Genomic DNA, 20,584 nt, shown 5'->3' with positions numbered 1-20,584 from the left:
CATCGTGTTACCTCTTCGGTGTCGGGCTCGTCGTATCAGTGACGGATCACGGCGACAGAAGGTAACCAACATGACTCCTGACATGAACCTGGCCGGCGCATTCGAGGACGAGCGCGGGCGCCTGACGACGGTCGCGCAGCGGATACTCGGGTCACGCGCTGACGCCGAGGACGCGGTGCAAGAGACGTGGTTCCGATTGGCTCGGCAGGACCACGAGTCGCTGACGAACGTCCCGGGTTGGCTGACCACAGTGGTGGGCCGCGTGTGCATCGACATGCTGCGATCGCGTCAGAGCAGGCCCTCACCCCTTTACGACGACTACCTTCTCGACGCCCTGGTGACCGACGACGACGCGCCTGAGGACAACGCGATGCTGGCGGAATCGGTCGGCTTGGCCCTGCTGGTGGTACTGGGATCCCTGAAGCCCGAGGAGCGCTTGGCGTTTGTGTTGCACGACATGTTCGCGGTGCCGTTCGCGGAGATCGGCGAGATCATCGGACGGTCGACGAACGCCACCAAGATGCTCGCCAGTCGCGCGCGCCAAAAGGTGAAGGGCGCCGATCATCCGACTGGCAGAAGGCGTCAACAGCGCGAGGTGGTCGATGCGTTCCTGGTGGCCGCGAGGGGCGGGGACTTCGATGCGCTCGTGAAGCTCCTCGATCCCGACGTCACCTGGCGTACCCGTACGCCGCGTGGTGTGGTCACCAAGCAAGGGGCCGCCGCAGTCATCGGCGCGATCTCGGATGGGCTCCGTGCAGATGTGGTCGCACAACGCGTCCTGGTCAACGGAGAGCCCGGGATCCTGGTGTGGGGACCGAAGGGCAAACCCGTCAGCGTCATGGCGTGCAACGTTGTCGATGGCCGGCTGGCCGACGTCGTCGCCTTGCTCGATCCGACCCGCCTCGCGGCGATGGATCTACCGGAACCTCCACCCAGGGCTTGACTCGATCGGGACGCTCGGGCAACGGGCGCGAACTACCATTCGGTATGGGCCGATTCCACCGTCACGACGAGCCGCACACCCACGCCGATGGGTCGACACATGGTCACACCCACGATCACGGGGACCACAGTGGCTACGACACCGGCGCCGAGCGGGTCGATGTACTCGAAGCCATCTTCACCGAGAACGATGTCCGCGCCGACCTCAACCGCACCGCATTCGCGGGTGCCGGGGTGCAGGCGGTGAATCTAATGAGTTCGCCCGGATCCGGGAAGACCGCAATCCTCTCGAAGACCCTCGACGCTTTGCGGGATTCGGTGCGCGTCGGGGTCATCGAAGGCGACATCGCCACCGATCTCGATGCGGTTCGGTTGGCCGACAAGGGCGCTCAGGTCTCACTGATCAACACCGATCAGGGTTTCGGCGGCGAGTGCCACCTCGATGCGCCGATGGTGAACCGGGCCCTGCAGGATCTCGAGCTGGCCGAGCTCGACCTGGTGATCATCGAGAACGTCGGAAACCTGGTGTGCCCCGCGGAGTTCGATGTGGGAGAGCACGCCCGGGTGATGGTCTACTCGGTGACCGAGGGCGAGGACAAACCGCTGAAGTACCCGCTGATGTTCGGCCGGGTACATGTGGTGCTGCTCAACAAGATCGACCTGCTCCCCCACCTGGACGTCGAGATGCAGGATTTCCTCGACAACATCGCCCAGACCAACCCGGCGGCGCGGGTGATCCCGGTCAGCGCCAAGACCGGTGAGGGACTCGACCAGTGGTACCGCTGGCTCAGCGGGCTCCTCACCCGCTGAGACCGGCTCTAGACCTCGACGATCAGTTCGACCTCGACCGGCGCACCCAGCGGCAGTTCGGCGACGCCGACGGCAGCTCGGGCATGGTTACCTGCTTCGCCGAAGATCTCACCCAGCAGGTTCGACGCTCCGTTGATGACCTGCGGCTGGCCGGTGAAACCCGGAGCCGACGCCACGTAGCCGACGACCTTGACGATGCGCTTGACCGAGTCGATCCCGACCAGTCCGTCGATCGCGGCCAGCGCGTTGAGCGCGGCGATCCGGGCCGCCTCGGTGGCCTCGTCAGGACGCACCACACCTTCGGCGCCCTCGGACACCTTGCCGTGCACGGTCAGCTCGCCACCGAGGATCGGCAGCTGTCCCGAGGTGTAGACCAGATTGCCGGTCTGCACAGCAGGCACATACGACGCCAGCGGTGCCACCACCTTGGGGAGCACGATGTTCAGTTCGGTCAGTCGCTCCGACCACGTCATGGTTCGATCAGCCCTTTGCGCGTTTGAGGTAGGCGACATGCTGTTCGCCGGTGGGGCCCGGCAGCACGCTCACCAGCTCCCAGCCGTCGGCACCCCACTGATCGAGGATCTGTTTGGTGGCGTGCGTAAGCAGCGGAACGGTGACGTACTCCCAAGCGGTTGTCTCACTCATGTCAGTAGCCTAACCGCTACGTATCCGCACGCCAGAGGTGACCGAAGCAACAATGCCGTCTGAGGTCTACAGGTCGAATCCGGTGGATATGGTGAGCGGTGTGACCCAAGACGAGCCTCCGGGCTATACCTGGCCCGACGCGGCCAAAAAAGCACGTTTGCATTTCGTGTCCGGCAAGGGTGGGACCGGGAAAACCACGGTCGCTGCCGCGCTGGCGCTTGCGCTCGCGGCCGACGGGAAGAAAGTCCTCCTCATCGAGTGCGAGGGTCGCCAGGGCATCGCCCAGATCTTCGACGTCCCCCCGCTGGCCCCGACAGAAACCAAGGTGGCCACGGCCGAGGGTGGCGGGCAGGTGTCGGCGCTAGCCATCGACATCGAGCATGCCCTGCTGGAGTACCTCGACATGTTCTACAACCTGGGATTCGCCGGCCGGGCCATGCGCCGGATCGGTGCGATCGACTTCGTCACGACCGTCGCGCCGGGGCTTCGCGATGTTCTGGTGACGGGAAAGATCAAGGAGACCGTGGTCCGCGTCGACAAGAAGGGCAAGCGTGTCTACGACGCGGTCGTCGTCGACGCACCACCGACCGGGAGGATCGGCAACTTCCTCGATGTCACCAAGGCCATGGCGGATCTGACCAAGACCGGTCCGCTGCGCAATCAGAGTGATGGCGTCGTCAAGCTGCTGCACTCGCCCGACACCGTCGTCCATCTGGTCACCCTGCTCGAGGCGATGCCGATCCAGGAGACCATCGAGGCGGTGACGGAGTTGGAGAGCAAGGACCTGACCATCGGTTCGCTCATCATCAACCGCGTCTCGCCGCAGCACCTGCCTGCCGATTCGATCGCCGACATCGCCGACGGGGTCATCGACGCCGCAGAGCTTCGACGCCACCTCGACACCTCAGGACTGACCATCACCGAGGCCGATTTCGAGGGATTGCTCACCGAGACCATCGAGCACGCGAGCCGGGTGCAAGCGCAGGTCGAGGCGGGAGCCGACCTGGACTCGATGCACAAGGACAAGCTGGTGTTGCCGAACTTCGACGACGGCGTGGACCTCGGCGGCCTCTACGAACTCTCGGAGACCCTCCAGAAGGCAGGTGCCTGATGCCCATCGATCTGAAAATGGGCAAGATCCTTGCCGACAAGGGCACCAAAGTTGTGATCTGTTGCGGCGCAGGCGGGGTCGGTAAGACCACCACGGCTGCCGCGATGGCCGTCTATGCAGCGGAGCGGGGCCGCAAAGTGGTGGTGCTGACCATCGACCCGGCCAAACGGCTCGCACAGTCACTGGGGATGAGCGAACTGACGAACAGTCCGCAGCCGGTGAAGATCGACGGCGACGGCACCCTCGACGCCATGATGCTCGACATGCGACGCACCTTCGACGAGATGGTCACGCAGTACTCTCCGCCTGATCGGGCCGAGGCCATCATGAACAACTCCTTCTATCAGACGGTCGCCAGCTCGTTCTCCGGGACGCAGGAGTACATGGCGATGGAGAAGCTGGGACAGCTTCTGGCGCAAGACGATTGGGATCTCGTGGTGGTGGACACCCCACCGTCGCGCAATGCGCTGGATTTCCTCGATGCACCACAGCGACTCGGGTCGTTCCTCGAGGGCCGGCTCATGAAGATGCTCGTCGGCGGTGGCCGCGGCGTGGGCCGGGTCGTCACGGGCGTCGTCGGGCTGGCCATGAAGGGCATCTCGACGATCATCGGCGGCGAGACGCTGCGCGACGTGTCCGTCTTCGTGCAGTCCCTGGATTCGATGTTCGGCAGCTTCCGCGAACGAGCGAACAAGACCTATCTGCTGCTGAAGCAGCCGGGCACCCAGTTCGCCGTCGTATCGGCAGCCGAACCTGACGCGCTGCGTGAGGCGGCGTTTTTCGTCGACCGGCTCTCTGAGGAGAAGATGCCGCTCGCGGGGCTGATCCTGAACCGCACGCATCCGAATCTGACGTCCATCAGCGGGAGTGCCGCCGAGGCCGCCGCCAATGCGGTCGACGATCCGCTGACGAAGGCGGTGCTCACGATCCATTCCGAGCGCGCAACCACCGGCAAGCGTGAGCTGCACCTGCTGCAGAGCTTCACCTCGTCGCATCCGACGGTCCCGATGGTCGGGGTCCCGTCCCTACCGTTCGAGGTGGCCGACATGACGGCCCTGCGCGCCGTGGCCGAGCAGATCACCAGCAAGGGCTGAGACCCCACACCCAGAACGCAGAGAACCGCCCCCCGAGAAATCGGGGGGCGGTTCTTTGTCTGCTGTCTCAGCCGACGCTGATGGTCTGCCGACGACGCTGCGTCTCGAAGAAGTCACTCCACGAGGTGACCTCCGGGTGCTGGCGCAGCAGCGCCCGGCGCTGACGTTCGGTCATCCCTCCCCAGACTCCGAACTCGACACGATTGTCGAGGGCATCCGCTCCGCATTCGAGCTGAACAGGGCAATGGCGGCAGATTGTCGCCGCCTTGCGCTGCGCTGCACCCCGCACGAACAGCTGGTCCGGATCTACCTCCCGGCATCGGGCCCTGGCCACCCATGCCAGTCTTGCTTCGTTTTCTACGGTCGCAGCTGCCGCTTTTGCCATTACGATCCCCTGTCTGAAGCACAATACTGACGTCTGCCGCCACATTTGAGGCCGAATGTTACGTGAGTCACATTCGAGTAGAACCCAATCTATGGACCCCGGTTAGCCATCGTCAAGACCTGAAACAAAAAAAGTGGCACTTACGTGCAAACCCCCACATCAAACTGATCACGCGAGCAACTCGATACGCAGCGGAGTTGCGTCATGCACGTATCCTTGCGGGCGTGCCAAAGTCGAAATCGCTGTCCATGCTCGCCGGCTGCTGCATTCTCGCCGGTGTGCTGGTCGCAGGATTGCTGTTCCCCGTCGCCGGTGGATTGGGGCTGGTCTCCAACCGCGCCGCCGACACCGTGCAGAACGTCTCCTCTGAGCTGCTCGAGGGCACCGTTCCCGAGGTGACGACCATGACGGACGTCAACGGGAAGCCCATCGCGTTCCTCTACGACCAGCGGCGCACGCAGGTCGGCTACAACGACATCTCCCCTGAGATGATCCGGGCGATCATCTCGATCGAGGACAAACGGTTCCTCGACCACGACGGCGTCGACTGGAAGGGCACGATTCGTGCCTTCCTGAAGAACTCGTCGTCCGGTGAAGTCCAGCAGGGCGCCTCGACCATCGACCAGCAGTATGTGAAGAACTACCAACTGCTCGTCCTGGCCCGCACCGACGCCGATCGTCGCGCCGCCACCGAGACCACTCCCGCGCGCAAGCTCAAAGAAGTCCGGATGGCGCTCACGCTCGAAGAGACCCTGACCGAACAGGCCAAGCGAGAGAAGAACCTCACCGACGAACAGGCCAAGCAGGAAGCGAAGAAGGAGATCGTCACCCGCTACCTCAACGTGGTGCCGTTCGGAAACGGCGCGTACGGCATCGAGGCGGCGGCGCGGACCTACTTCAACAAGTCAGCCAAAGAGCTGACCATCCCGGAATCGGCGATGCTCGCCGGCATGGTGCAGTCGAGTTCTGCACTCGACCCGTACACCAATCCCGAAGGTGTGACCGAGCGCCGCAACCTGGTGCTCGAGACCATGATCGCGAACTTCCCCAACCGCGCCGCAGAGTATCGGGCCGCGGTGGACACCCCGCTCGGCGTGCTGCCATCTCCGGGATCGCTGTCCAACGGCTGCATCTCCGCCAATGACGCCGGGTTCTTCTGCGACTACGCGCTGCAGTTCCTGGCCGAGAACGGGCTGAGCCGCGACACCATCGCCCGCGGCGGCTACACCATCCGCACCACCCTCGACCCCGCCGTGCAGCGCTCGACGCTCACCGGCGTCCAGAACATCACCGATCCCAATCTCGAGGGTGTCTCGACGGTGATGAGCGTCATCAAACCGGGCACTGAATCACACGACATCCTGTCGATGGCGTCCAGCCGCGTCTACGGGCTCGATCAGAACGCGAATCAGACCGTTCAGCCCCAACCGTTCTCGATGGTCGGTGACGGCGCGGGGTCGATCTTCAAGATCTTCACCGTGGCCGCGGCCATGGAGAAGGGCCTGGGTGCCGGATCGTCGCTGCAGGTCCCGGCGACCTTCCAGGCACAGGGCATGGGTAGCAGCGGTGGCGCCAACGGATGCCCCGCCAACACCTACTGCGTGAAGAACGACGGTAAGTACCCGGCGCAGATGTCGGTCACCGCAGCATTGGCGCAGTCCCCCAACACCGCGTTCGTGAAGTTGCTGCAGGACGTGGGCGTCTCGGCTGCCGTGGACATCGCGGTCCGTCTCGGGCTGCGCTCGTACACCAACCCCGGCACCTCGGGTGAGGGCGATCTGAGCCTGGCGGACTACTTCAAGCAGAACAATCTGGGGTCGTTCACGCTCGGACCCACCGCGGTCAACGCGCTCGAGCTCTCCAACGTCTCGGCCACTCTCGCCTCGCACGGTGTGTGGTGCCCGCCCAACCCGATCGCGTCGATCACCCAGCCCAAGCGCGACAGCTACGGCAACCAGGTGCTCGCGCCGGACGGCAAGCCCGCCGTGCAGGAAGTCGCCTTCGAGCGGCCCCAGTGCGAGAAGGCCGTGGAGCCAGGGCTCGCCGACACGCTCGCAAACGCCCTGAGCCAGGACGATCGCGGATCGGGCACCGCTGCCAATGCCGCGAGTTCGTCCGGATGGAGCCTGCCGCTCGCGAGCAAGACGGGCACCACCGAGGCGCACCGTTCATCGGCCTTCCTCGGCTTCACGAACAACCTCGCCGCGTCGACCTACGTCTACAACGACTCCCCGACACCGTCGGAGCTCTGCTCGAGCCCGCTGACCCAGTGCGGCTACGGAAACCTCTACGGCGGTAACGAACCGGCGCGGACGTGGTTCAACGCAATCCTGCCCATCGCCAACAACTTCGGGCCGACAGCACTCCCACCGAATGATCCGACCTACGTCAGCGGCGTCGGTGGCAAGGCCGTTCCGAGCGTCGCAGGAATGAGTGCCGACGAGGCGACGAAGCGGCTCGAAGGCGAAGGATTCAAGGTCAGCAGGCTCGACACCGACAGTGGCCAGTCCGCGGGAACGGTGGTCTTCACCGCGCCCGAGGACACCGCGATACCCGGCAGCACGGTCACCATCTACGTCAGTACCGGTCAGACCCAGCTGCCGACCCGCACCAGAGCGCCGTCACCCCCGACGACGATCACCGTGCCCGGGGTCGGGCCGATCGTCATCCCCGTCCCCTGACCCGATGTTGGTGGGTTCTGGCGAGCATTTCCCCAGGTGGGGTTCGCCACAACCCACCAATACCGGGCTACGCCTGGAGCTTGGCGCGGACTGCTGACGAGAGTCGCTTGCCGTCGGCACCGCCGGCTGCCAGCGCAGTGGCCTGATTCATGATCTGGCCCATCTGTTTCATGGTCGGCGCCTCGCCGTTGTGCTCCGCGACCGCCTTGTAGGCCTTGTCGACGAGCGCATCGAGCTCGTCATCGCTCAGCTGGCTGGGCAGATAACGCGCGATGATCTCGCCTTCGGCGCGCTCTTTGACCGCCAGCTCCTCGCGATCGTTCTCGGCGAAGACCGTTGCCGCCTCCGCGCGTTTCTTGCTCTCGCGGGCAAGTACTTTCAGCACGTCGTCGTCGGTCAGCTCTTTCGCTTCCTTGCCGGAGACCTCTTCGGCCTGGATGGCGGCCAGGATCATCCGCAGGGTCCCGGTGACGGCGGTGTCCCGGGCTTTCATGGACGTCGTCAGATCGGCGCGGATCTGCTCCTTGATAGTTGGCATATAGCTCAAGTTACGCCGGTGCGCCGCCTACTCCGCACCGGTTTATTTGCCGCGAGCGTATTCTGTTGCAATGGCTCAGGCACGGAAAAGCGCTCCTCGGGCCGCGACGCAGATCGCGGCGCCGACCCCAACGCAGGCAATCGCCGGTGTCGCGGCAGCTGGTGTGGCCGGCATCGCGTACGCAACGCTGGTGGAACGCAACGCCTTTGCGCTGCGGCATCAGACACTGTCGATTCTCGAACCCGGCGCCACCCCGCTACGCGTCCTGCACATCAGCGACCTGCACATGATGCCCGGCCAGCGACTCAAGCAGGCCTGGGTGCAGGAGCTGGCCGGCCTGCAACCCGACCTGGTGATCAACACCGGTGACAACCTCGCTCATCCGCAGGCCGTACCCGCGGTGGTCCAGGCGCTCGGCGGTCTGTTGGCCGTGCCCGGATTGTTCGTGTTCGGCTCCAACGACTACTTCGGACCGAAACCGAAGAACCCGTTCAAGTACTTCAAGAAGAATCACCAGCGCACCCACGGCGAGCCACTTCCCTGGCAGGACCTGCGGGCCGCTTTCACCGAACGCGGCTGGCTCGACGCGACGCATTCGGTGCGTGAGCTCGAGGTCGCCGGGGTCCGGGTGGCCGCTGCCGGCGTCGACGATCCGCACATCGGCAGGGACCGCTACGAGACCATCGAGGGCCGCCCCAATCCGCTAGCGCATCTGCGCCTGGGTCTGACGCACTCCCCTGAGCCCCGTGTTCTCGACAAGTTCGCCGACGATGGATATGACCTCGTGATGGCCGGCCATACCCACGGGGGCCAGCTGTGCCTGCCGTTCTTCGGGGCCCTGGTGACGAACTGCCAGCTCGACCGCTCGCGGGTCAAGGGGCCGTCCGCATGGGGTGCGTCCATGAAGCTTCATGTGAGCGCCGGACTCGGTACCTCGCCGTACGCGCCTGCCCGCTTCTGCTGCCGGCCCGAAGCGACTCTGCTGACCTTGACACCGGTGAAGAACGGCGATGCCGAGTACGACCACGAAGACTCGCTGCCACCGGTCAATGCCGAGGCCAGTTGAGGTCTCTGACCAGGCGATTTAATCCCTTTCGCGGACTGCGGTAAGCTTCTCCAGGCTGATAGATCACGGGGTGTGGCGCAGCTTGGTAGCGTGCTTCGTTCGGGACGAAGAGGTCGTGGGTTCGAATCCCGCCACCCCGACTGTGTTGGTTGAGACACAAGCAGTGAGACCCCGATCCGGGGAACCGGGTCGGGGTCTCCTCGTTTGTGCGTCAGGCGCTGACTCGTCTCCCGTGTGTCAGGCACCCATGCCGAGGGCATCGCGATCGCGGTGGGCGACCCGCCGCGCCGTGCCGGTGATCGCCACGAATCCCACCAGCGTGGCGGCGCCGACGAGCACGGCGTACGTCCAGACCGAGACGGTCGGGAAAGGCGCACCCGACACGGCGATCGCGATTCCGGCCAAGGGCGGATAGGCGACCAGGGTGCCGATCGTCGCCGCCAAGGCCACCGCTGCCAACGACTCTTTGCGCATCATCGCGCGCACCTGGCGGGTGCTCGCTCCGACCAGCTGCAGCAAGGCGAACTCGCGACGACGGTCAGTGGTCATCAGCACCATGGTGTTGACCACCGCGATACCGAGGAACCCGAGTAACACCGCCAGTACGACGAGGGTGACCGAATCCTGCTCTCGCTGTTCTTGATCGATGGCAGAGGCAAACTCGTTGCTGCTCAGGGCTGTTACGCCACCTGTCGCTTCGATGGCGCGCCGGACATCGTCGATACGTCCCGGCGCCGCCGACACCAGTATGTGGTCCACGAGTCCGCTGGTGGTGTGTTCGCGTACCTGGGTGCCGGGCAGCGTGATGTCCCCGAACCCGAATCCGCGGTTGTAGGTGGCGATCACGGTCGCCGACACCACGGCACCGTCGCCCAGCCGCACGGTGATGGTGTCGCCCAGGTCGGCGCTCATCGCTGCCGCGGCATCGCGGCTCAGCGCCACCGTCCCCGCGGCGAGCTGGCCCAGATCGCCCTCGCGGACATCGAGGTCCAGGGTGGATGCCGCTGCCCCGGTGTCGATGCCCTGTACCGAATAGACCTCGGTGACGGGCGCGTCAGCCATGTCCTTGGTGAACAAGGCCTGGCTGCGGCTGACCGGGTTGGCTGCGCTCACCGAATCCATCGCCGCGATGGTTGCGGCCAGTTGCGGGTCGACACCGGCAGGTCCGGTCACCACGATATCGGCGAGAGTTCCGCGCTCCGTTTGTTCTTCGGCCGCGGCGAGCAAGGTGCTCTGACTGAACAACTGCACCGATCCGAAGGCGATCGCCAATGCCAACGGCATGATCGCCGATGCCAGGCGGCGTCGGTGGGCGCTGAGGTTGGCTGCCGCGAGCACCGCACTCGCGGAACCACTGCGGGCCATACGTCCGGAGAACGCGCGCATCGCACCGGACACCAGGACGGGTCCGAGAAGCGCTGCCGCGATGATCAACAGGATGGCCGAACTGCCTGCCCCCGCGATGGCGGCCGGTCCGGGGACGAAAGCCGGCACCAGGGAGGCGATCAACCCACCGACCCCGGTGAGCACACCCACCACAATGCGTGTTCGGCCGAGTGCCGCCGCCTCGACTGCGGCTTCACGCAACGCGTCGACCGGATCGAGGCGCGCCGGTCGGCGGGCGGATATGGCAGCGGCCATCCTGGCCGTCACGACTGCCGCGACGACAGCGACGAGGGCGGGAGCAGGTCCCACTGCGAGGGAGAAGTCCGGCGGCAATATCCCGGCTTCGGCGAATTGGTGGCGCAGGACAGCCACCAGGGCATAGCCGGGCGCGACCCCCAGCAGAGCGGCCACGCCCGAGACCACCCACACTTCGGCGCCGATCAGCCGATGAACCTGCCTCGGTGTGGCGCCCATGGATCGCAGAAGCGCAAAATCGCGGCGTCGCTGCTGAATGGACGACGACAGCGTGCTCGACACCACGAATACAGCGATCATCAGGGCGACGCCTGCGACCGCGGCAGACAGCGCAGCCAGTTCGCCGCGTGCGGCTCCGATGTCCACGTACTCGGCGTCGGCGCGAGCGGCGCCCGTGTAGGTGTCGACGTCGAGGCCGCGCAGCTGAGTCCCGACCTGCGAGGCCAGCGCCGCAGAGTCCACGCCCTCGCGGGCGATGAGGCCGATGGCTGCCACGGTGTCCGAATGCGGCCAGAGTTCCTGCGCGCGTTCGTCGGTCGTGAAGATGGTGGTGGGACGCCCGCTGGGCTCTGCCGTCGAGGTGGACGCCAGACCGACCACGGTGTACGAGTTCCCCACGCCTCCGTGCCGAAGCATCACCTGCTCACCGAGCATCTGAGGGTCGGTCGTCACCACCTCATCCCCCCGTGTGGGTGCGTTGCCCCCGATGATGCGGTAGGGCGCAAGTGAGGCCGACGACCAGCCGTGAGCATCGAACACGCGTCCGCTGTCGTCGCTGAGCGGGACGTTTATGTCGCCGACGGCCGACTCCACATCCGGGAGTGCAGCCAACTCGCCGACCGTGGACGCGGGCAGACGCACTCGTTCGCCGTACGGCTGGTCCAGATCTTCGGGTACTGCGAGCGATTGCGGCCCACCGACCACGACGTCGGCGCCGGCGAGGCGATGGGGTGTGGCACCGCCGCGGATTCCTGATTCGAAGAGCACTCCGAGCGCACAGACGAGCAGAGCGGCGGAGAACACGGTGATGAACACTGCGGTGAAGCCGTTGCGATGGCTGCGGAGGTTTGCGACAGCGATGCCGCCCATTGCAGATTTCATTGTGGTCACCACTGCCCGAGGTCGGTCAGCGACTTCTCGATGGCCCCGGCAGTAGGAGCGTCCAGATGACCGGCAAAGTGTCCGCCGGCGAGGAACAAAACGCGGTCGGCCCGGGCGGCAGCAATCGGATCGTGCGTCACCATCACCACGGTCTGTCCGAGCTCCCTCGAGGCGTCGCGCAGGAGAAGGAGGATCTGCTGGCCGGTACGGCTGTCGAGCGCACCGGTCGGTTCGTCGGCGAAGATGACCCCGGGGCGGGTGACCAGAGCCCGAGCGATGGCAACGCGTTGTTGCTGTCCGCCAGAGAGTTCGGCGGGCCGGCGCCGGTTCATGCGTGACAGGCCCACCGACTCGAGGATCTGCCCGACGTGACCGCGATCGGCTGTGCGCCCGGCCAGCAGCAGGGGCAGCGTCACGTTCTGTTCGACCGTCAGTGACGACATCAGGTTGTAGGCCTGGAAGACAAACCCCACGTGGTCGCGCCGAAACATCGTCCGCGCCTTCGGCTTGAGTGCGCTGATCTCCGTGTCGCCCATCCACACCGCACCGCTCGTGGGTTGGTCGAGCCCGGCAGCACAGTGCAGGAAGGTGCTTTTTCCTGAGCCGGAGGGACCCATGATCGCGGTGAAGCCCTGCGCCGGAAGGGCGAGACTGACGGCGTCGAGCGCGGTGACCCGAGCACTCCCCGCCCCATAGGACTTCGTGACGTTGTCGAGACGGAGCGCCGGTTGCGACACCGGGGCTTGCGGAGGATGCACTGGAGCGAAGGAAGTCATGACAGCAACGCTATGAACTGCCGGACGTACGGACCATCCCGCTGACCACCGGACCAAAGGTGTAGCCAGCTATACCGTCAATGCGGCAACGTTGCGGCATCCTGGTGTGATGAAACGCAGCGCGCGGGTCGCGACATGGTGGCGGGCGTGCCGTTTCTTGATGGTCGAAGGTGCAGCCGCCGTCGTGTCGTTGGCTTTCGTCGTCGCCGGGCTGCTCATTGCTGCACTGCTCATCCTGGTCGTCGGGTGGTTGCTGGTCCCGCCCTATGTGCGAATGCTGCGGTTCTGGGCCGGCGAGGCACGCCGACGCACCGGGACCTATACGGGTGCGGTGATCGTTGACCGCTATCCGCCGTTGGCCGACCAGCCGGGTTTCGCCGACGTGCGGACGTTGCTCGCGTCTCGGTCTGTCCGCCGCGACTTCGCCTGGGTAACTGTTCACGGCTTCACGGCCCTCGTTGCGGGGTTCGTGGCAGTGGTCCTTCCGCTGGCTGCGGTCAATTCGTTGGTGATCCCGGCATATTGGTGGGCCATGCCAGAGGACGAGCCGGTCGGCAACATCTACCTCGTCACGTCGTGGCCGCTGGCCGCGACGATGCCGCTGATCGCTGCGGCGTACGCGGGCATCGCGTGGTGGTTGATCCCCGCGATGGCCCGCGCCATCGCGGCCCTGGCGACCACCTTGTTGGCTCCGACACGCGAAACGGAGTTGTCGCAGCGGGTTTCGGCGCTGACCGCGAGCCGGGCAGCCGCGCTCGATGCCCACTCGGCGGAGTTACGGCGAATCGAGCGCGATCTGCATGACGGTGCCCAGAACCGATTGGTGGCCGTGGTGATGATGTTGGGACTGGCCGAGAGATCATTGCGCGTGGATCCGGATCAGGCACTGCCCCAGCTTCTTCGGGCCCAGGATGCCGCATCCGATGCCTTGTCGGAGCTGCGCACCCTGGTGCACGACATCTATCCGCCGATCCTCGATGAACTCGGTCTCGAAGGTGCGGTCGCCGCCCTGGCCGGACGCTCCACCGTGACCTGCATCCTCGACGTGCGCAACCTGCATCGTGCGCCCGCCGCAGTCGAGGCCGCCGCGTATTTCGTGGTGGCCGAGGCCTTGACGAATGTGGTCAAACACAGTGGTGCGGACACCGTGCACCTGACCATCAGCACGCGCAGCGGGCCGACGGGCAGCACGATGATCATCGAAGTCGTCGACGATGGCCGCGGAGGAGCCGACGAATCGGCGGGCAGCGGTGTGAGGGGTATCCGCCGGCGGGTGGCAGCATTCGAGGGAACGATGACCCTGGACAGCCCACTTGGCGGGCCGACGACACTCGAAGTGGAGCTACCGTGCGGATTCTGATCGCCGAGGACGACGCCCTGCTGCGTGAGGGCCTGGCGCTGCTGCTGCGCAGTGTCGGCATCGAAGTGACTGGCGCGGTCGCCGACGCCGAGCAATTCCTGACGTCGTTCGATGCCGACCCGCCCGACGGTGCGGTACTCGACGTGCGCATGCCGCCGACCTTCACCAACGAAGGACTCAAAGCGGCCATCGAGGCGCGCCGGCGCATCCCGAACTTCCCGGTACTGGTCCTGTCTGCCTATGTGGAGGACCGATACGCCGGAGAACTCCTGGCAGGCAGTGCGGCCGGTGTCGGGTACCTCCTCAAGGAGAGGGTGGGCAAGGTCGAAGAGTTCGTCGACGCACTCGAACGAGTGGTGGCCGGCGGCACCGTGATGGACCCGGAAGTGGTGTCGCAGTTGATGAGCCGACGCCGCGCCGACGACCCCATCCGGTCGTTGACTCCTCGCGAATCGGAGGTGCTTCGGCTGATGGCCGAAGGACTCGGCAACGCCGACATCGCGCGCAAACTGGTGGTCAGCGACACAGCCGTGAGCAAGCACATCGGCAACATCTTCGCCAAGCTCGGACTGGCCACGTCTGACACCGGCCATCGGCGGGTCCTTGCCGTGCTCGCCCACCTCAGATCCTGAACGACGTCTGCGTGGTGAGTGCGAATTGAAACGGCCCAAGCGCCTTGCCGTAGGCAACTAGAGTTGTCAGTCACACAGAGATAGTTGTAACAGGTTGTTCCAGCGGTATTTCTTGGCATGCCCAAGCACCCCAGACGCGTTGAAGCGACATAATTACCGACTGTCGGCGTAACCCATTGTGCTGCAACCTGTTTCGCCACCAGTGTCGGAACGTAACTCGAATCTCGGGTCGCACACGTCCAAGGGATATAGCTCCAGGCAAGCTCCAGCGCTCGTTGCTTGCCGACCTATGGCCATAGAATCTGACAATGATTGACGAAGAGCTCGCCGCTGTCCTCGATGCGAACCGCACGGCCCTGATCGACTCCGTGGCTCGCTTGACGGATGCTCAGAGCCGATCCCGCTTGGTACCCTCGCTGACCACCCCGATTGCACTTGTCAAGCACTGCGCCGCGGCCGAGCGGGTCTGGTTCCAACGCACCGTCGCGGGCCTTGCCGAAGCCGAGTGCGACGGATACGCAACTGGCGACGACCGCAGCTGGCTGGTGGATCCCGATCAGACGCTCGCAGACGTGATCGCGGAGTTCGCAGCTGTGGCTGAACGATCCCGACGCATCGCGCAAGGGCCTGACCCGACCGACCGATTCGTTCACTACCGACGCGGCGAAGTGACCTTCCGCTGGATAGGTCTTCACATGATCGAAGAGCTCGCACGGCACGCGGGCCACGCCGACATCCTGGTCGAACAGATACTCGCCGACCCGTCCGCCAGCAGAACGTCGCTCTAATCACCCCCTGGGCCGCCGTAGTAGCCTAAATTCCCGCGCAGCCTTCCCACGGCCCGACTCTACCCGACGAAACCTAGTTATCGGCATAAAAGGTTGCGCTTCAACCATTTTCGTCACCAGTGACGCAACGAAGCGCTAACCAGCTCTTGCGCTGCTCGAGGTTCGACGGTCGATTCCGCTTCGGAGGGGCTGACGCCAGAGACGAACCTAGTCGATCTCGTCTTGGGATGAGTCCTCAATGACGCGAGCGAAGAATGTGTCGAGTCTGGTGAAGAGTGCGAGGAAGGCGTCTAGGTTGTTCCCGGCGCCGGCATAGACCGCCTCAGCCATCTGCCGGTGCATTTCGCCTACACCGCTGGCAACGATCTGACCCGTGTCAGTCACCTGCACGGTGCGAGCTTTGGCGTTGTCGGGTAGTTGTTCCACGGTAACCAAGCCATGAGCGCGCATCCTCTTCAAGGCTTGCGACACTGCCGGCCGGCTGACGCCGATCCGGTCAGCGAGGTCGCTGGGAGAGATCTCCTCAACGGACGCTACGAGGTGACACACTTCGGCTTCGACCATCGTCAGACGGTCTCCCGTGCCGTAATCCCTTGTCAGCTTGCGGGTTCGCTGAACTTTGTCGAATACACGCAGCATCGCAGCCGTGACCGCGTGTTCGAGCGCATCTACGTCATCGTCGTTAGTCATTGGTCTGAGCAAAGTGTAGACCGACGACTCCCGAGCCGGTTATGGTGAAGCCACAAAATGATTAATGAAGTTAACTATGGCCTGTGGGCCGACACCAATGGAGCGTTCGATGACCAGATCGACCCCCACCAGGGATGACCATTCTCCGGTGAAGTCAGGATTTTCATCCCTGCAGAAGGCGCTGTTCGGCGTGGTCGCCTTCTTCTTCGCCATCCAGCCGATCTTCTGGTTTTTCGAGACACGCGTCGGGGTGTCGCAGACGATCACATCCACGACTCTGGTCATCCTCGTCATCGGCGCGTTCATAACTGCGCTCGCGCTGCCTTGGATGCCCCTGCCAGGTCAACGTGACCGAACCAGGTCCGAGCGCCTGGGTTCCATGATCATCGTCTGGGTCTTCATCGCGCTCACCCCGCGTTTCATCTGGGAACTGCCCTGGCTGTTCTTCTACGACCAGATCAAGGAAGGGGTGCTCAACGAGTCTCTGTGGACCTACATGTGGTCGCCCATCCTCCTCGGCGGCGACGCGCGGTACCTCAATGGCGACCCTCTCGTCATCACCCTGGAATGGGTCGCGGTTTTCGTGGGTGCATTCGAATTGTATGCGCTTGTACGGTTTTTCAGGAACGGCAAGCGGTTCACCAGCACCCAGTTGTCGCTCATCATGGGAGGGATGATCGTCGAGGTAACCCTGCCCGCGGTGTACTTCGGCGTTGAGATAGCCAACGATATGGCCAACGTTGCAAGCCCCGCCGAGATGTGGATCAAGTTCGTCTTACTAAACCTCCTTTGGTGCACGATGCCGCTCGTGACCTATTTCTGGGGCGTGCGCCGACTCGCGCGGCAAGATCTTGCCGTCAAGTTCTAAACCCTGGCCCGGTCCGCCCAACGCAAGAGCTCGGCAGGTAGGACGATCTAGTCCTCAGCGGCCGACTGCACCGCAATCGTCGGCTTCAACGACCTGGTCTACCCCCGCTGACCACCGTCGCTGTCGACCACTACGCAATGGGTGTCAGGGGCGCTCGGTTACTCCTGGAAGTGCTCGCTCAACTAGGTCGCTATCCGCCTGAGTCCTAGCACCTTCCGTGGCCTCAGTCATGCCCCGCATGCGTCGTTGCCAACGGGCATCGCATCCGTATCGTTCGATCAGTAGCGGACGCTGCATTCGTTTTCTGTCCGGTTCATTCAAGCAACAGACGAAAGCCTCTGTGGTCCAACGGATCGTCCGGCGTGCGGAGATCGTGAACATCGAGCAGTGCACCATCGAGGTCGTCCAAATACTGGAAACCGGCTTCTTCTGCTATAGAACGCGAGGGTAGCCCGATATCGCCACACCACCGCTAGCCAGCACCGAGGCCCATGTGCTGCTGAGCCTGCATGCAAACGCCGCAACCAAACAGTGTCGCTGCGGACATAAACCGCGCAGTGACAACTCATTTGCGCACCACCAGACAAGTTCTCGAAGACATACTCGACCACGAGTAGGTATTCGACTGCAGGGAATGAAGCCGAGTACCTGATCGAAACCATCGCCGCGGCCAGCCGGACGCGTGTGCAGTGCCAGAACGGACTGTTGTCCGCCAACGGGATTTCGGTGGATCCGAGCGACGACGCCGGTGTGTGGCTCTCTACCCGACAGACACATACATCACTGGATGGCTATCACACGATCGGTTGCGGCACAAGGGCTGGCGGGTGGAATTCTGCGGCCCGGTCGGCGACTTCTGGGTGGATACCCGCGCGGGCTGCACCGCGAAGAATTGGTCTCACAGTGAGGTAGTCGACACACGGAAATTGAGGAGTGCAGTGAACACATCGGTCCGGAACGCGCTGACCCGGCGAACTTTCCTGATGGGCTTGGCTGCTGCCCCGATCGCGCTGTCGGCGGGGTGCTCCTCCGGTCGGTTCGATTTGAGCTCCGGTCCTGCCGGAGTCGCGGCCGCATCCTCGGACGGTTCCCTTCGGCCGCTACCGATTCCGCCGCTGGCCGAGTCGACCGTCGATGCCGCCGGCGTCCGGCACTTCGCGCTCAGGGCGCAAGCCGGAAACACCGAAATGCTGTCGGGCGTGAAGACCGCGACCTGGGGCTTCAACGGTTCGGTGCTTGGGCCCACTGTCCGTACCCGGCGCGGCGAAACGGTGAAGTTCACCCTCGACAACGCGTTACCGGAGGAGACCACCGTGCACTGGCACGGTGTGCACATCCCGGCTCGATTCGACGGGGGGCCACACCAGATGGTCATGCCAGGGGGACGGTGGGAGCCGACGTGGACGGTGAATCAGCCCGCGGCGACGCTGTGGTATCACCCCCATCCACATGGGGCCACCGAAAAGCATGCATACCGTGGACTGGCAGGGATGTTCCTGGTCGACGACGACAATGCCGATTCCTTGAACCTGCCGAGCACCTACGGCGTCGACGATATCCCGTTGATCATCCAGGACCGCCGATTTGATGCGGCCGGCGCGCTAGACGAGTCCGACCCGACCGACGCCGGCCTGCTCGGCGACACCATCGTCACGAACGGGGTCGCCGGAGCACACCTCGAGGTGAGCACCGAACTGGTGCGCCTGCGAATCCTCAACGGCTCCGGAGGGCGAATGTACAACCTCGGGTTCTCCGGCGACCACGACTTCACGATGATCGCCAGCGACGGCGGGCTGCTCACCGAGGCGGTGCCGTTGACTCGGATCGCGCTCAGTCCCGGAGAGCGGGTCGAGATCGTAGTGGCGGCCGGTAGCGGTGCTCCGATTATGCTGCGCGCGTATCCGTTCGACGATCAGCCAGACATCGATCGTGACACCGCAACCGAATACGGCCTGACCGATTCCTTCGACGTACTCGAGCTCCGACCTGTCCCGGAGCCCGCAAGATCTCGGGCGTTACCGACGGTGCTCGCCGCCATCGCCCGGCTGGAGCCGTCCACCGCTGTCGTAGAGCGCCGATTCGACCTGCAATGGTTCATGATCAACGGTGCGCGGATGGACATGAATCGTATCGACTTCACCTCAGCCGTCGACACCACCGAGGTCTGGACGATCCGCAACGACGACAACTGGCCACACAACTTCCACGTACACGACACCCAATTCCAGATCCTCTGTGGTTCCCCCCAAATCGTGGAGGACTCCTCTATGCGGCTTCGGGCTCCGCGACTGCAGCGTTCTCGTAGTCGATGGGGCTGACCATCCCAATCGTGGAGTGCCGGCGGACGTGGTTGTAGAAGCCGTAACACCAGTCAAGCACACCGGCCTTGGCTCCGGCAAGAGTCTCGAAATCGTTGCGTGACAGTACCTCCCACTCCAGGGAAGAGAAGAACGCTTCGGCAGCGGCATTGTCGAAGCATGACCCGACGCGGCCCATCGACTGACGGAGTCCCATCCGACGGCACAGCTTGGTGAACTTGTTGGAGGTGTACGTCGACCCGCGGTCACTGTGGAAGATGACCCGTTCGGACTCCTCGTCACGCCTTATGGCCTGCTTACCGCCTCGGGTGGCCACCGCCATCTCGATTGCTGCACACGCGAGCGGTGCGTCTGGATGCACGCTGGTGGCCGCACCCAGCAATCGGCGGCTGTAGAGGTCGATCACGGTCGCCAGATACAACTTCCCGGCCGCAGTCGGGATCTCGGTGATATCGCCGACCCACTTCTCGTTCGGACGCGTCGCGGTGAAGTTCCGGCGCACCAGATCCGGGAACTTCGGTGCCGTCTTGTCCTGCCGGGTCAGCCCGTTTCGGCGACGGATCCGGCGTGCCACCAAACCCTGCCGGCGCATCGAATCCGCGACCGTCTTCTCGCTCACTGTCCACCCGTCCTCACGCAGGTCCACGTGCAGCCGCGGGGAACCATGCAAGCCCCGCAATGTCATGAACTTGACCTTGACTGCGCGGTCTACCGTGTCGCGCCGATAGTCACGCGCGGTATGCAATCCTGTTGCTGCACCCGGCTTTTGAGAACGCTTGAACCACTTGTAGAACCACGCCATACTCACGCCAAGCAGCGCGCACGTGACCGTATGTGGCACTCGATAGGTGGTCCTCTGCTCTGCGATGAAGCGGGCCAGCATCACTTCGTCGCCTCCTTCACCCACAGGACCACCGATCGTTTTAAAACATCGCGCTCCATCCGCAACTCGGCCACCTCGGCACGCAACCGCTTGAGCTCGGCAGCACTATCGCCGCTCGCCTCATCCTCGCCGCCGCGCTCGGCGCGCGCACGGTTGACCCAGTTGCCCAGGGTGCCCTCGTTGACCCCCAGATCGCGCGCGACCTGGGCGATCGGTTTACCCGTCTCCTCGACGATCCGGACCGCCCCATCACGG

General features: G+C 64.4%; 20 protein-coding genes and 1 tRNA gene. 12 read left to right on the top strand and 9 right to left on the bottom strand.

Features of this window, described 5'->3' with window-relative positions:
- Window positions 1–70: 70 nt before the first annotated feature.
- The gene (locus tag BFL43_RS22340; protein ID WP_084894917.1) at window positions 71–943 is read left to right on the top strand and encodes a sigma-70 family RNA polymerase sigma factor; all 873 of its coding nucleotides are present in this window, start codon (window positions 71–73) and stop codon (window positions 941–943) included.
- Window positions 944–987: 44 nt separating this feature from the next.
- Window positions 988–1,752, top strand: a complete 765-nt coding sequence (hypB, locus tag BFL43_RS22335) for a hydrogenase nickel incorporation protein HypB (RefSeq protein ID WP_084894915.1) — start codon at window positions 988–990, stop codon at window positions 1,750–1,752.
- A gap of 8 nt (window positions 1,753–1,760) precedes the next feature.
- On the opposite strand, the gene BFL43_RS22330 is transcribed toward hypB, so the two are convergent.
- On the bottom strand, window positions 1,761–2,225 hold the full coding sequence (locus BFL43_RS22330; protein WP_084839118.1) for a RidA family protein: 465 nt from the start codon (window positions 2,223–2,225) through the stop codon (window positions 1,761–1,763).
- A gap of 7 nt (window positions 2,226–2,232) precedes the next feature.
- On the bottom strand, window positions 2,233–2,397 hold the full coding sequence (locus BFL43_RS28695) for a DUF4177 domain-containing protein (RefSeq protein ID WP_094647762.1): 165 nt from the start codon (window positions 2,395–2,397) through the stop codon (window positions 2,233–2,235).
- Window positions 2,398–2,485: 88 nt separating this feature from the next.
- Between BFL43_RS28695 and BFL43_RS22325 the strand changes: the two genes are divergently transcribed.
- Together BFL43_RS22325 and BFL43_RS22320 are read left to right on the top strand one after the other, a co-directional pair.
- Window positions 2,486–3,508: an ArsA-related P-loop ATPase gene (locus tag BFL43_RS22325; RefSeq protein WP_346425991.1), complete on the top strand. Its 1,023-nt coding sequence runs from the start codon at window positions 2,486–2,488 to the stop codon at window positions 3,506–3,508.
- Window positions 3,508–4,602 (top strand): ArsA family ATPase, encoded by a 1,095-nt coding sequence (locus BFL43_RS22320; protein WP_084894911.1) that lies wholly within the window; start codon window positions 3,508–3,510, stop codon window positions 4,600–4,602. Before BFL43_RS22325 ends, BFL43_RS22320 begins: the two co-directional genes overlap by 1 nt.
- Before the next feature lie 67 nt (window positions 4,603–4,669).
- Here BFL43_RS22320 and BFL43_RS22315 read toward each other — a convergent pair whose 3' ends face one another.
- A complete protein-coding gene (locus BFL43_RS22315) occupies window positions 4,670–4,987 on the bottom strand; it encodes a WhiB family transcriptional regulator (RefSeq protein WP_084839115.1) in 318 nt (105 codons plus the stop codon).
- Window positions 4,988–5,235: 248 nt separating this feature from the next.
- Here BFL43_RS22315 and BFL43_RS22310 point away from each other — a divergent pair, with 248 nt between their 5' ends.
- A complete protein-coding gene (locus tag BFL43_RS22310; RefSeq protein ID WP_084894909.1) occupies window positions 5,236–7,668 on the top strand; it encodes a transglycosylase domain-containing protein in 2,433 nt (810 codons plus the stop codon).
- 67 nt (window positions 7,669–7,735) lie between these two features.
- Here the strand turns inward: BFL43_RS22310 and BFL43_RS22305 are convergent, their stop codons facing one another.
- Entirely contained in the window at window positions 7,736–8,206 is a 471-nt protein-coding gene (locus tag BFL43_RS22305; RefSeq protein WP_084894907.1) for a GatB/YqeY domain-containing protein, read from the bottom strand.
- Between the two features lie 70 nt (window positions 8,207–8,276).
- Here BFL43_RS22305 and BFL43_RS22300 point away from each other — a divergent pair, with 70 nt between their 5' ends.
- Window positions 8,277–9,272: a metallophosphoesterase gene (locus BFL43_RS22300; protein WP_084894905.1), complete on the top strand. Its 996-nt coding sequence runs from the start codon at window positions 8,277–8,279 to the stop codon at window positions 9,270–9,272.
- A gap of 66 nt (window positions 9,273–9,338) precedes the next feature.
- Window positions 9,339–9,412: transfer RNA gene (locus BFL43_RS22295), tRNA-Pro, on the top strand.
- 97 nt (window positions 9,413–9,509) lie between these two features.
- Here the strand turns inward: BFL43_RS22295 and BFL43_RS22290 are convergent.
- Together BFL43_RS22290 and BFL43_RS22285 are read right to left on the bottom strand one after the other, a co-directional pair.
- Window positions 9,510–12,014 carry an ABC transporter permease gene (locus BFL43_RS22290; protein ID WP_084895215.1) on the bottom strand — a complete coding sequence of 835 codons (2,505 nt, stop codon included), beginning with the start codon at window positions 12,012–12,014 and terminating at the stop codon, window positions 9,510–9,512.
- Window positions 12,015–12,019: 5 nt separating this feature from the next.
- A complete protein-coding gene (locus tag BFL43_RS22285; RefSeq protein WP_084894903.1) occupies window positions 12,020–12,790 on the bottom strand; it encodes an ABC transporter ATP-binding protein in 771 nt (256 codons plus the stop codon).
- Between the two features lie 109 nt (window positions 12,791–12,899).
- Here BFL43_RS22285 and BFL43_RS22280 point away from each other — a divergent pair, with 109 nt between their 5' ends.
- The 3 genes from BFL43_RS22280 to BFL43_RS22270 all read left to right on the top strand — a co-directional run bounded on the left by BFL43_RS22280 (window position 12,900) and on the right by BFL43_RS22270 (window position 15,570).
- Entirely contained in the window at window positions 12,900–14,150 is a 1,251-nt protein-coding gene (locus BFL43_RS22280) for a sensor histidine kinase (protein ID WP_084894901.1), read from the top strand.
- Window positions 14,138–14,782: a response regulator transcription factor gene (locus BFL43_RS22275; RefSeq protein ID WP_084839109.1), complete on the top strand. Its 645-nt coding sequence runs from the start codon at window positions 14,138–14,140 to the stop codon at window positions 14,780–14,782. Before BFL43_RS22280 ends, BFL43_RS22275 begins: the two co-directional genes overlap by 13 nt.
- Before the next feature lie 308 nt (window positions 14,783–15,090).
- Window positions 15,091–15,570 carry a DinB family protein gene (locus BFL43_RS22270; protein WP_084894899.1) on the top strand — a complete coding sequence of 160 codons (480 nt, stop codon included), beginning with the start codon at window positions 15,091–15,093 and terminating at the stop codon, window positions 15,568–15,570.
- A 207-nt stretch (window positions 15,571–15,777) separates the two neighbouring features.
- On the opposite strand, the gene BFL43_RS22265 is transcribed toward BFL43_RS22270, so the two are convergent.
- A complete protein-coding gene (locus BFL43_RS22265) occupies window positions 15,778–16,260 on the bottom strand; it encodes a MarR family winged helix-turn-helix transcriptional regulator (protein WP_084894898.1) in 483 nt (160 codons plus the stop codon).
- A 97-nt stretch (window positions 16,261–16,357) separates the two neighbouring features.
- Between BFL43_RS22265 and BFL43_RS22260 the strand changes: the two genes are divergently transcribed.
- Together BFL43_RS22260 and BFL43_RS22255 are read left to right on the top strand one after the other, a co-directional pair.
- The gene (locus tag BFL43_RS22260; RefSeq protein ID WP_240498422.1) at window positions 16,358–17,128 is read left to right on the top strand and encodes a hypothetical protein; all 771 of its coding nucleotides are present in this window, start codon (window positions 16,358–16,360) and stop codon (window positions 17,126–17,128) included.
- A 983-nt stretch (window positions 17,129–18,111) separates the two neighbouring features.
- Window positions 18,112–19,446: a multicopper oxidase domain-containing protein gene (locus BFL43_RS22255; RefSeq protein WP_084895211.1), complete on the top strand. Its 1,335-nt coding sequence runs from the start codon at window positions 18,112–18,114 to the stop codon at window positions 19,444–19,446.
- Here the strand turns inward: BFL43_RS22255 and BFL43_RS22250 are convergent.
- Window positions 19,394–20,332, bottom strand: a complete 939-nt coding sequence (locus BFL43_RS22250; protein WP_084889697.1) for an IS3 family transposase — start codon at window positions 20,330–20,332, stop codon at window positions 19,394–19,396. The genes BFL43_RS22255 and BFL43_RS22250 overlap by 53 nt on opposite strands.
- On the bottom strand, window positions 20,329–20,584 hold a 256-nt coding region (locus BFL43_RS22245; protein WP_084889703.1), incomplete at its 5' end, for a transposase. The genes BFL43_RS22250 and BFL43_RS22245, both read right to left, overlap by 4 nt.

It is taken from the genome of Williamsia sp. 1135 (assembly GCF_002095395.1).
Taxonomy (GTDB): domain Bacteria; phylum Actinomycetota; class Actinomycetes; order Mycobacteriales; family Mycobacteriaceae; genus Williamsia.
Note: the sequence above shows the minus strand (reverse complement) of the source record. Positions and strands in the feature narration are given on the sequence as shown.

Coding starts and splice junctions, on each gene's coding strand:
- BFL43_RS22270 (WP_084894899.1), top strand. CDS start 15,091: ATGATTGACGAAGAGCTCGCCGCTGTCCTCGATGCGAACCGCACGGCC.
- BFL43_RS22255 (WP_084895211.1), top strand. CDS start 18,112: ATGGGCTTGGCTGCTGCCCCGATCGCGCTGTCGGCGGGGTGCTCCTCC.
- BFL43_RS22320 (WP_084894911.1), top strand. CDS start 3,508: ATGCCCATCGATCTGAAAATGGGCAAGATCCTTGCCGACAAGGGCACC.
- BFL43_RS22300 (WP_084894905.1), top strand. CDS start 8,277: ATGGCTCAGGCACGGAAAAGCGCTCCTCGGGCCGCGACGCAGATCGCG.
- BFL43_RS22285 (WP_084894903.1), bottom strand. CDS start 12,790: ATGACTTCCTTCGCTCCAGTGCATCCTCCGCAAGCCCCGGTGTCGCAA.
- BFL43_RS22265 (WP_084894898.1), bottom strand. CDS start 16,260: ATGACTAACGACGATGACGTAGATGCGCTCGAACACGCGGTCACGGCT.
- BFL43_RS22260 (WP_240498422.1), top strand. CDS start 16,358: ATGGAGCGTTCGATGACCAGATCGACCCCCACCAGGGATGACCATTCT.
- BFL43_RS22325 (WP_346425991.1), top strand. CDS start 2,486: ATGGTGAGCGGTGTGACCCAAGACGAGCCTCCGGGCTATACCTGGCCC.
- BFL43_RS22305 (WP_084894907.1), bottom strand. CDS start 8,206: ATGCCAACTATCAAGGAGCAGATCCGCGCCGATCTGACGACGTCCATG.
- BFL43_RS28695 (WP_094647762.1), bottom strand. CDS start 2,397: ATGAGTGAGACAACCGCTTGGGAGTACGTCACCGTTCCGCTGCTTACG.
- BFL43_RS22310 (WP_084894909.1), top strand. CDS start 5,236: ATGCTCGCCGGCTGCTGCATTCTCGCCGGTGTGCTGGTCGCAGGATTG.
- BFL43_RS22280 (WP_084894901.1), top strand. CDS start 12,900: ATGAAACGCAGCGCGCGGGTCGCGACATGGTGGCGGGCGTGCCGTTTC.
- hypB (WP_084894915.1), top strand. CDS start 988: ATGGGCCGATTCCACCGTCACGACGAGCCGCACACCCACGCCGATGGG.
- BFL43_RS22290 (WP_084895215.1), bottom strand. CDS start 12,014: ATGAAATCTGCAATGGGCGGCATCGCTGTCGCAAACCTCCGCAGCCAT.
- BFL43_RS22330 (WP_084839118.1), bottom strand. CDS start 2,225: ATGACGTGGTCGGAGCGACTGACCGAACTGAACATCGTGCTCCCCAAG.
- BFL43_RS22315 (WP_084839115.1), bottom strand. CDS start 4,987: ATGGCAAAAGCGGCAGCTGCGACCGTAGAAAACGAAGCAAGACTGGCA.
- BFL43_RS22340 (WP_084894917.1), top strand. CDS start 71: ATGACTCCTGACATGAACCTGGCCGGCGCATTCGAGGACGAGCGCGGG.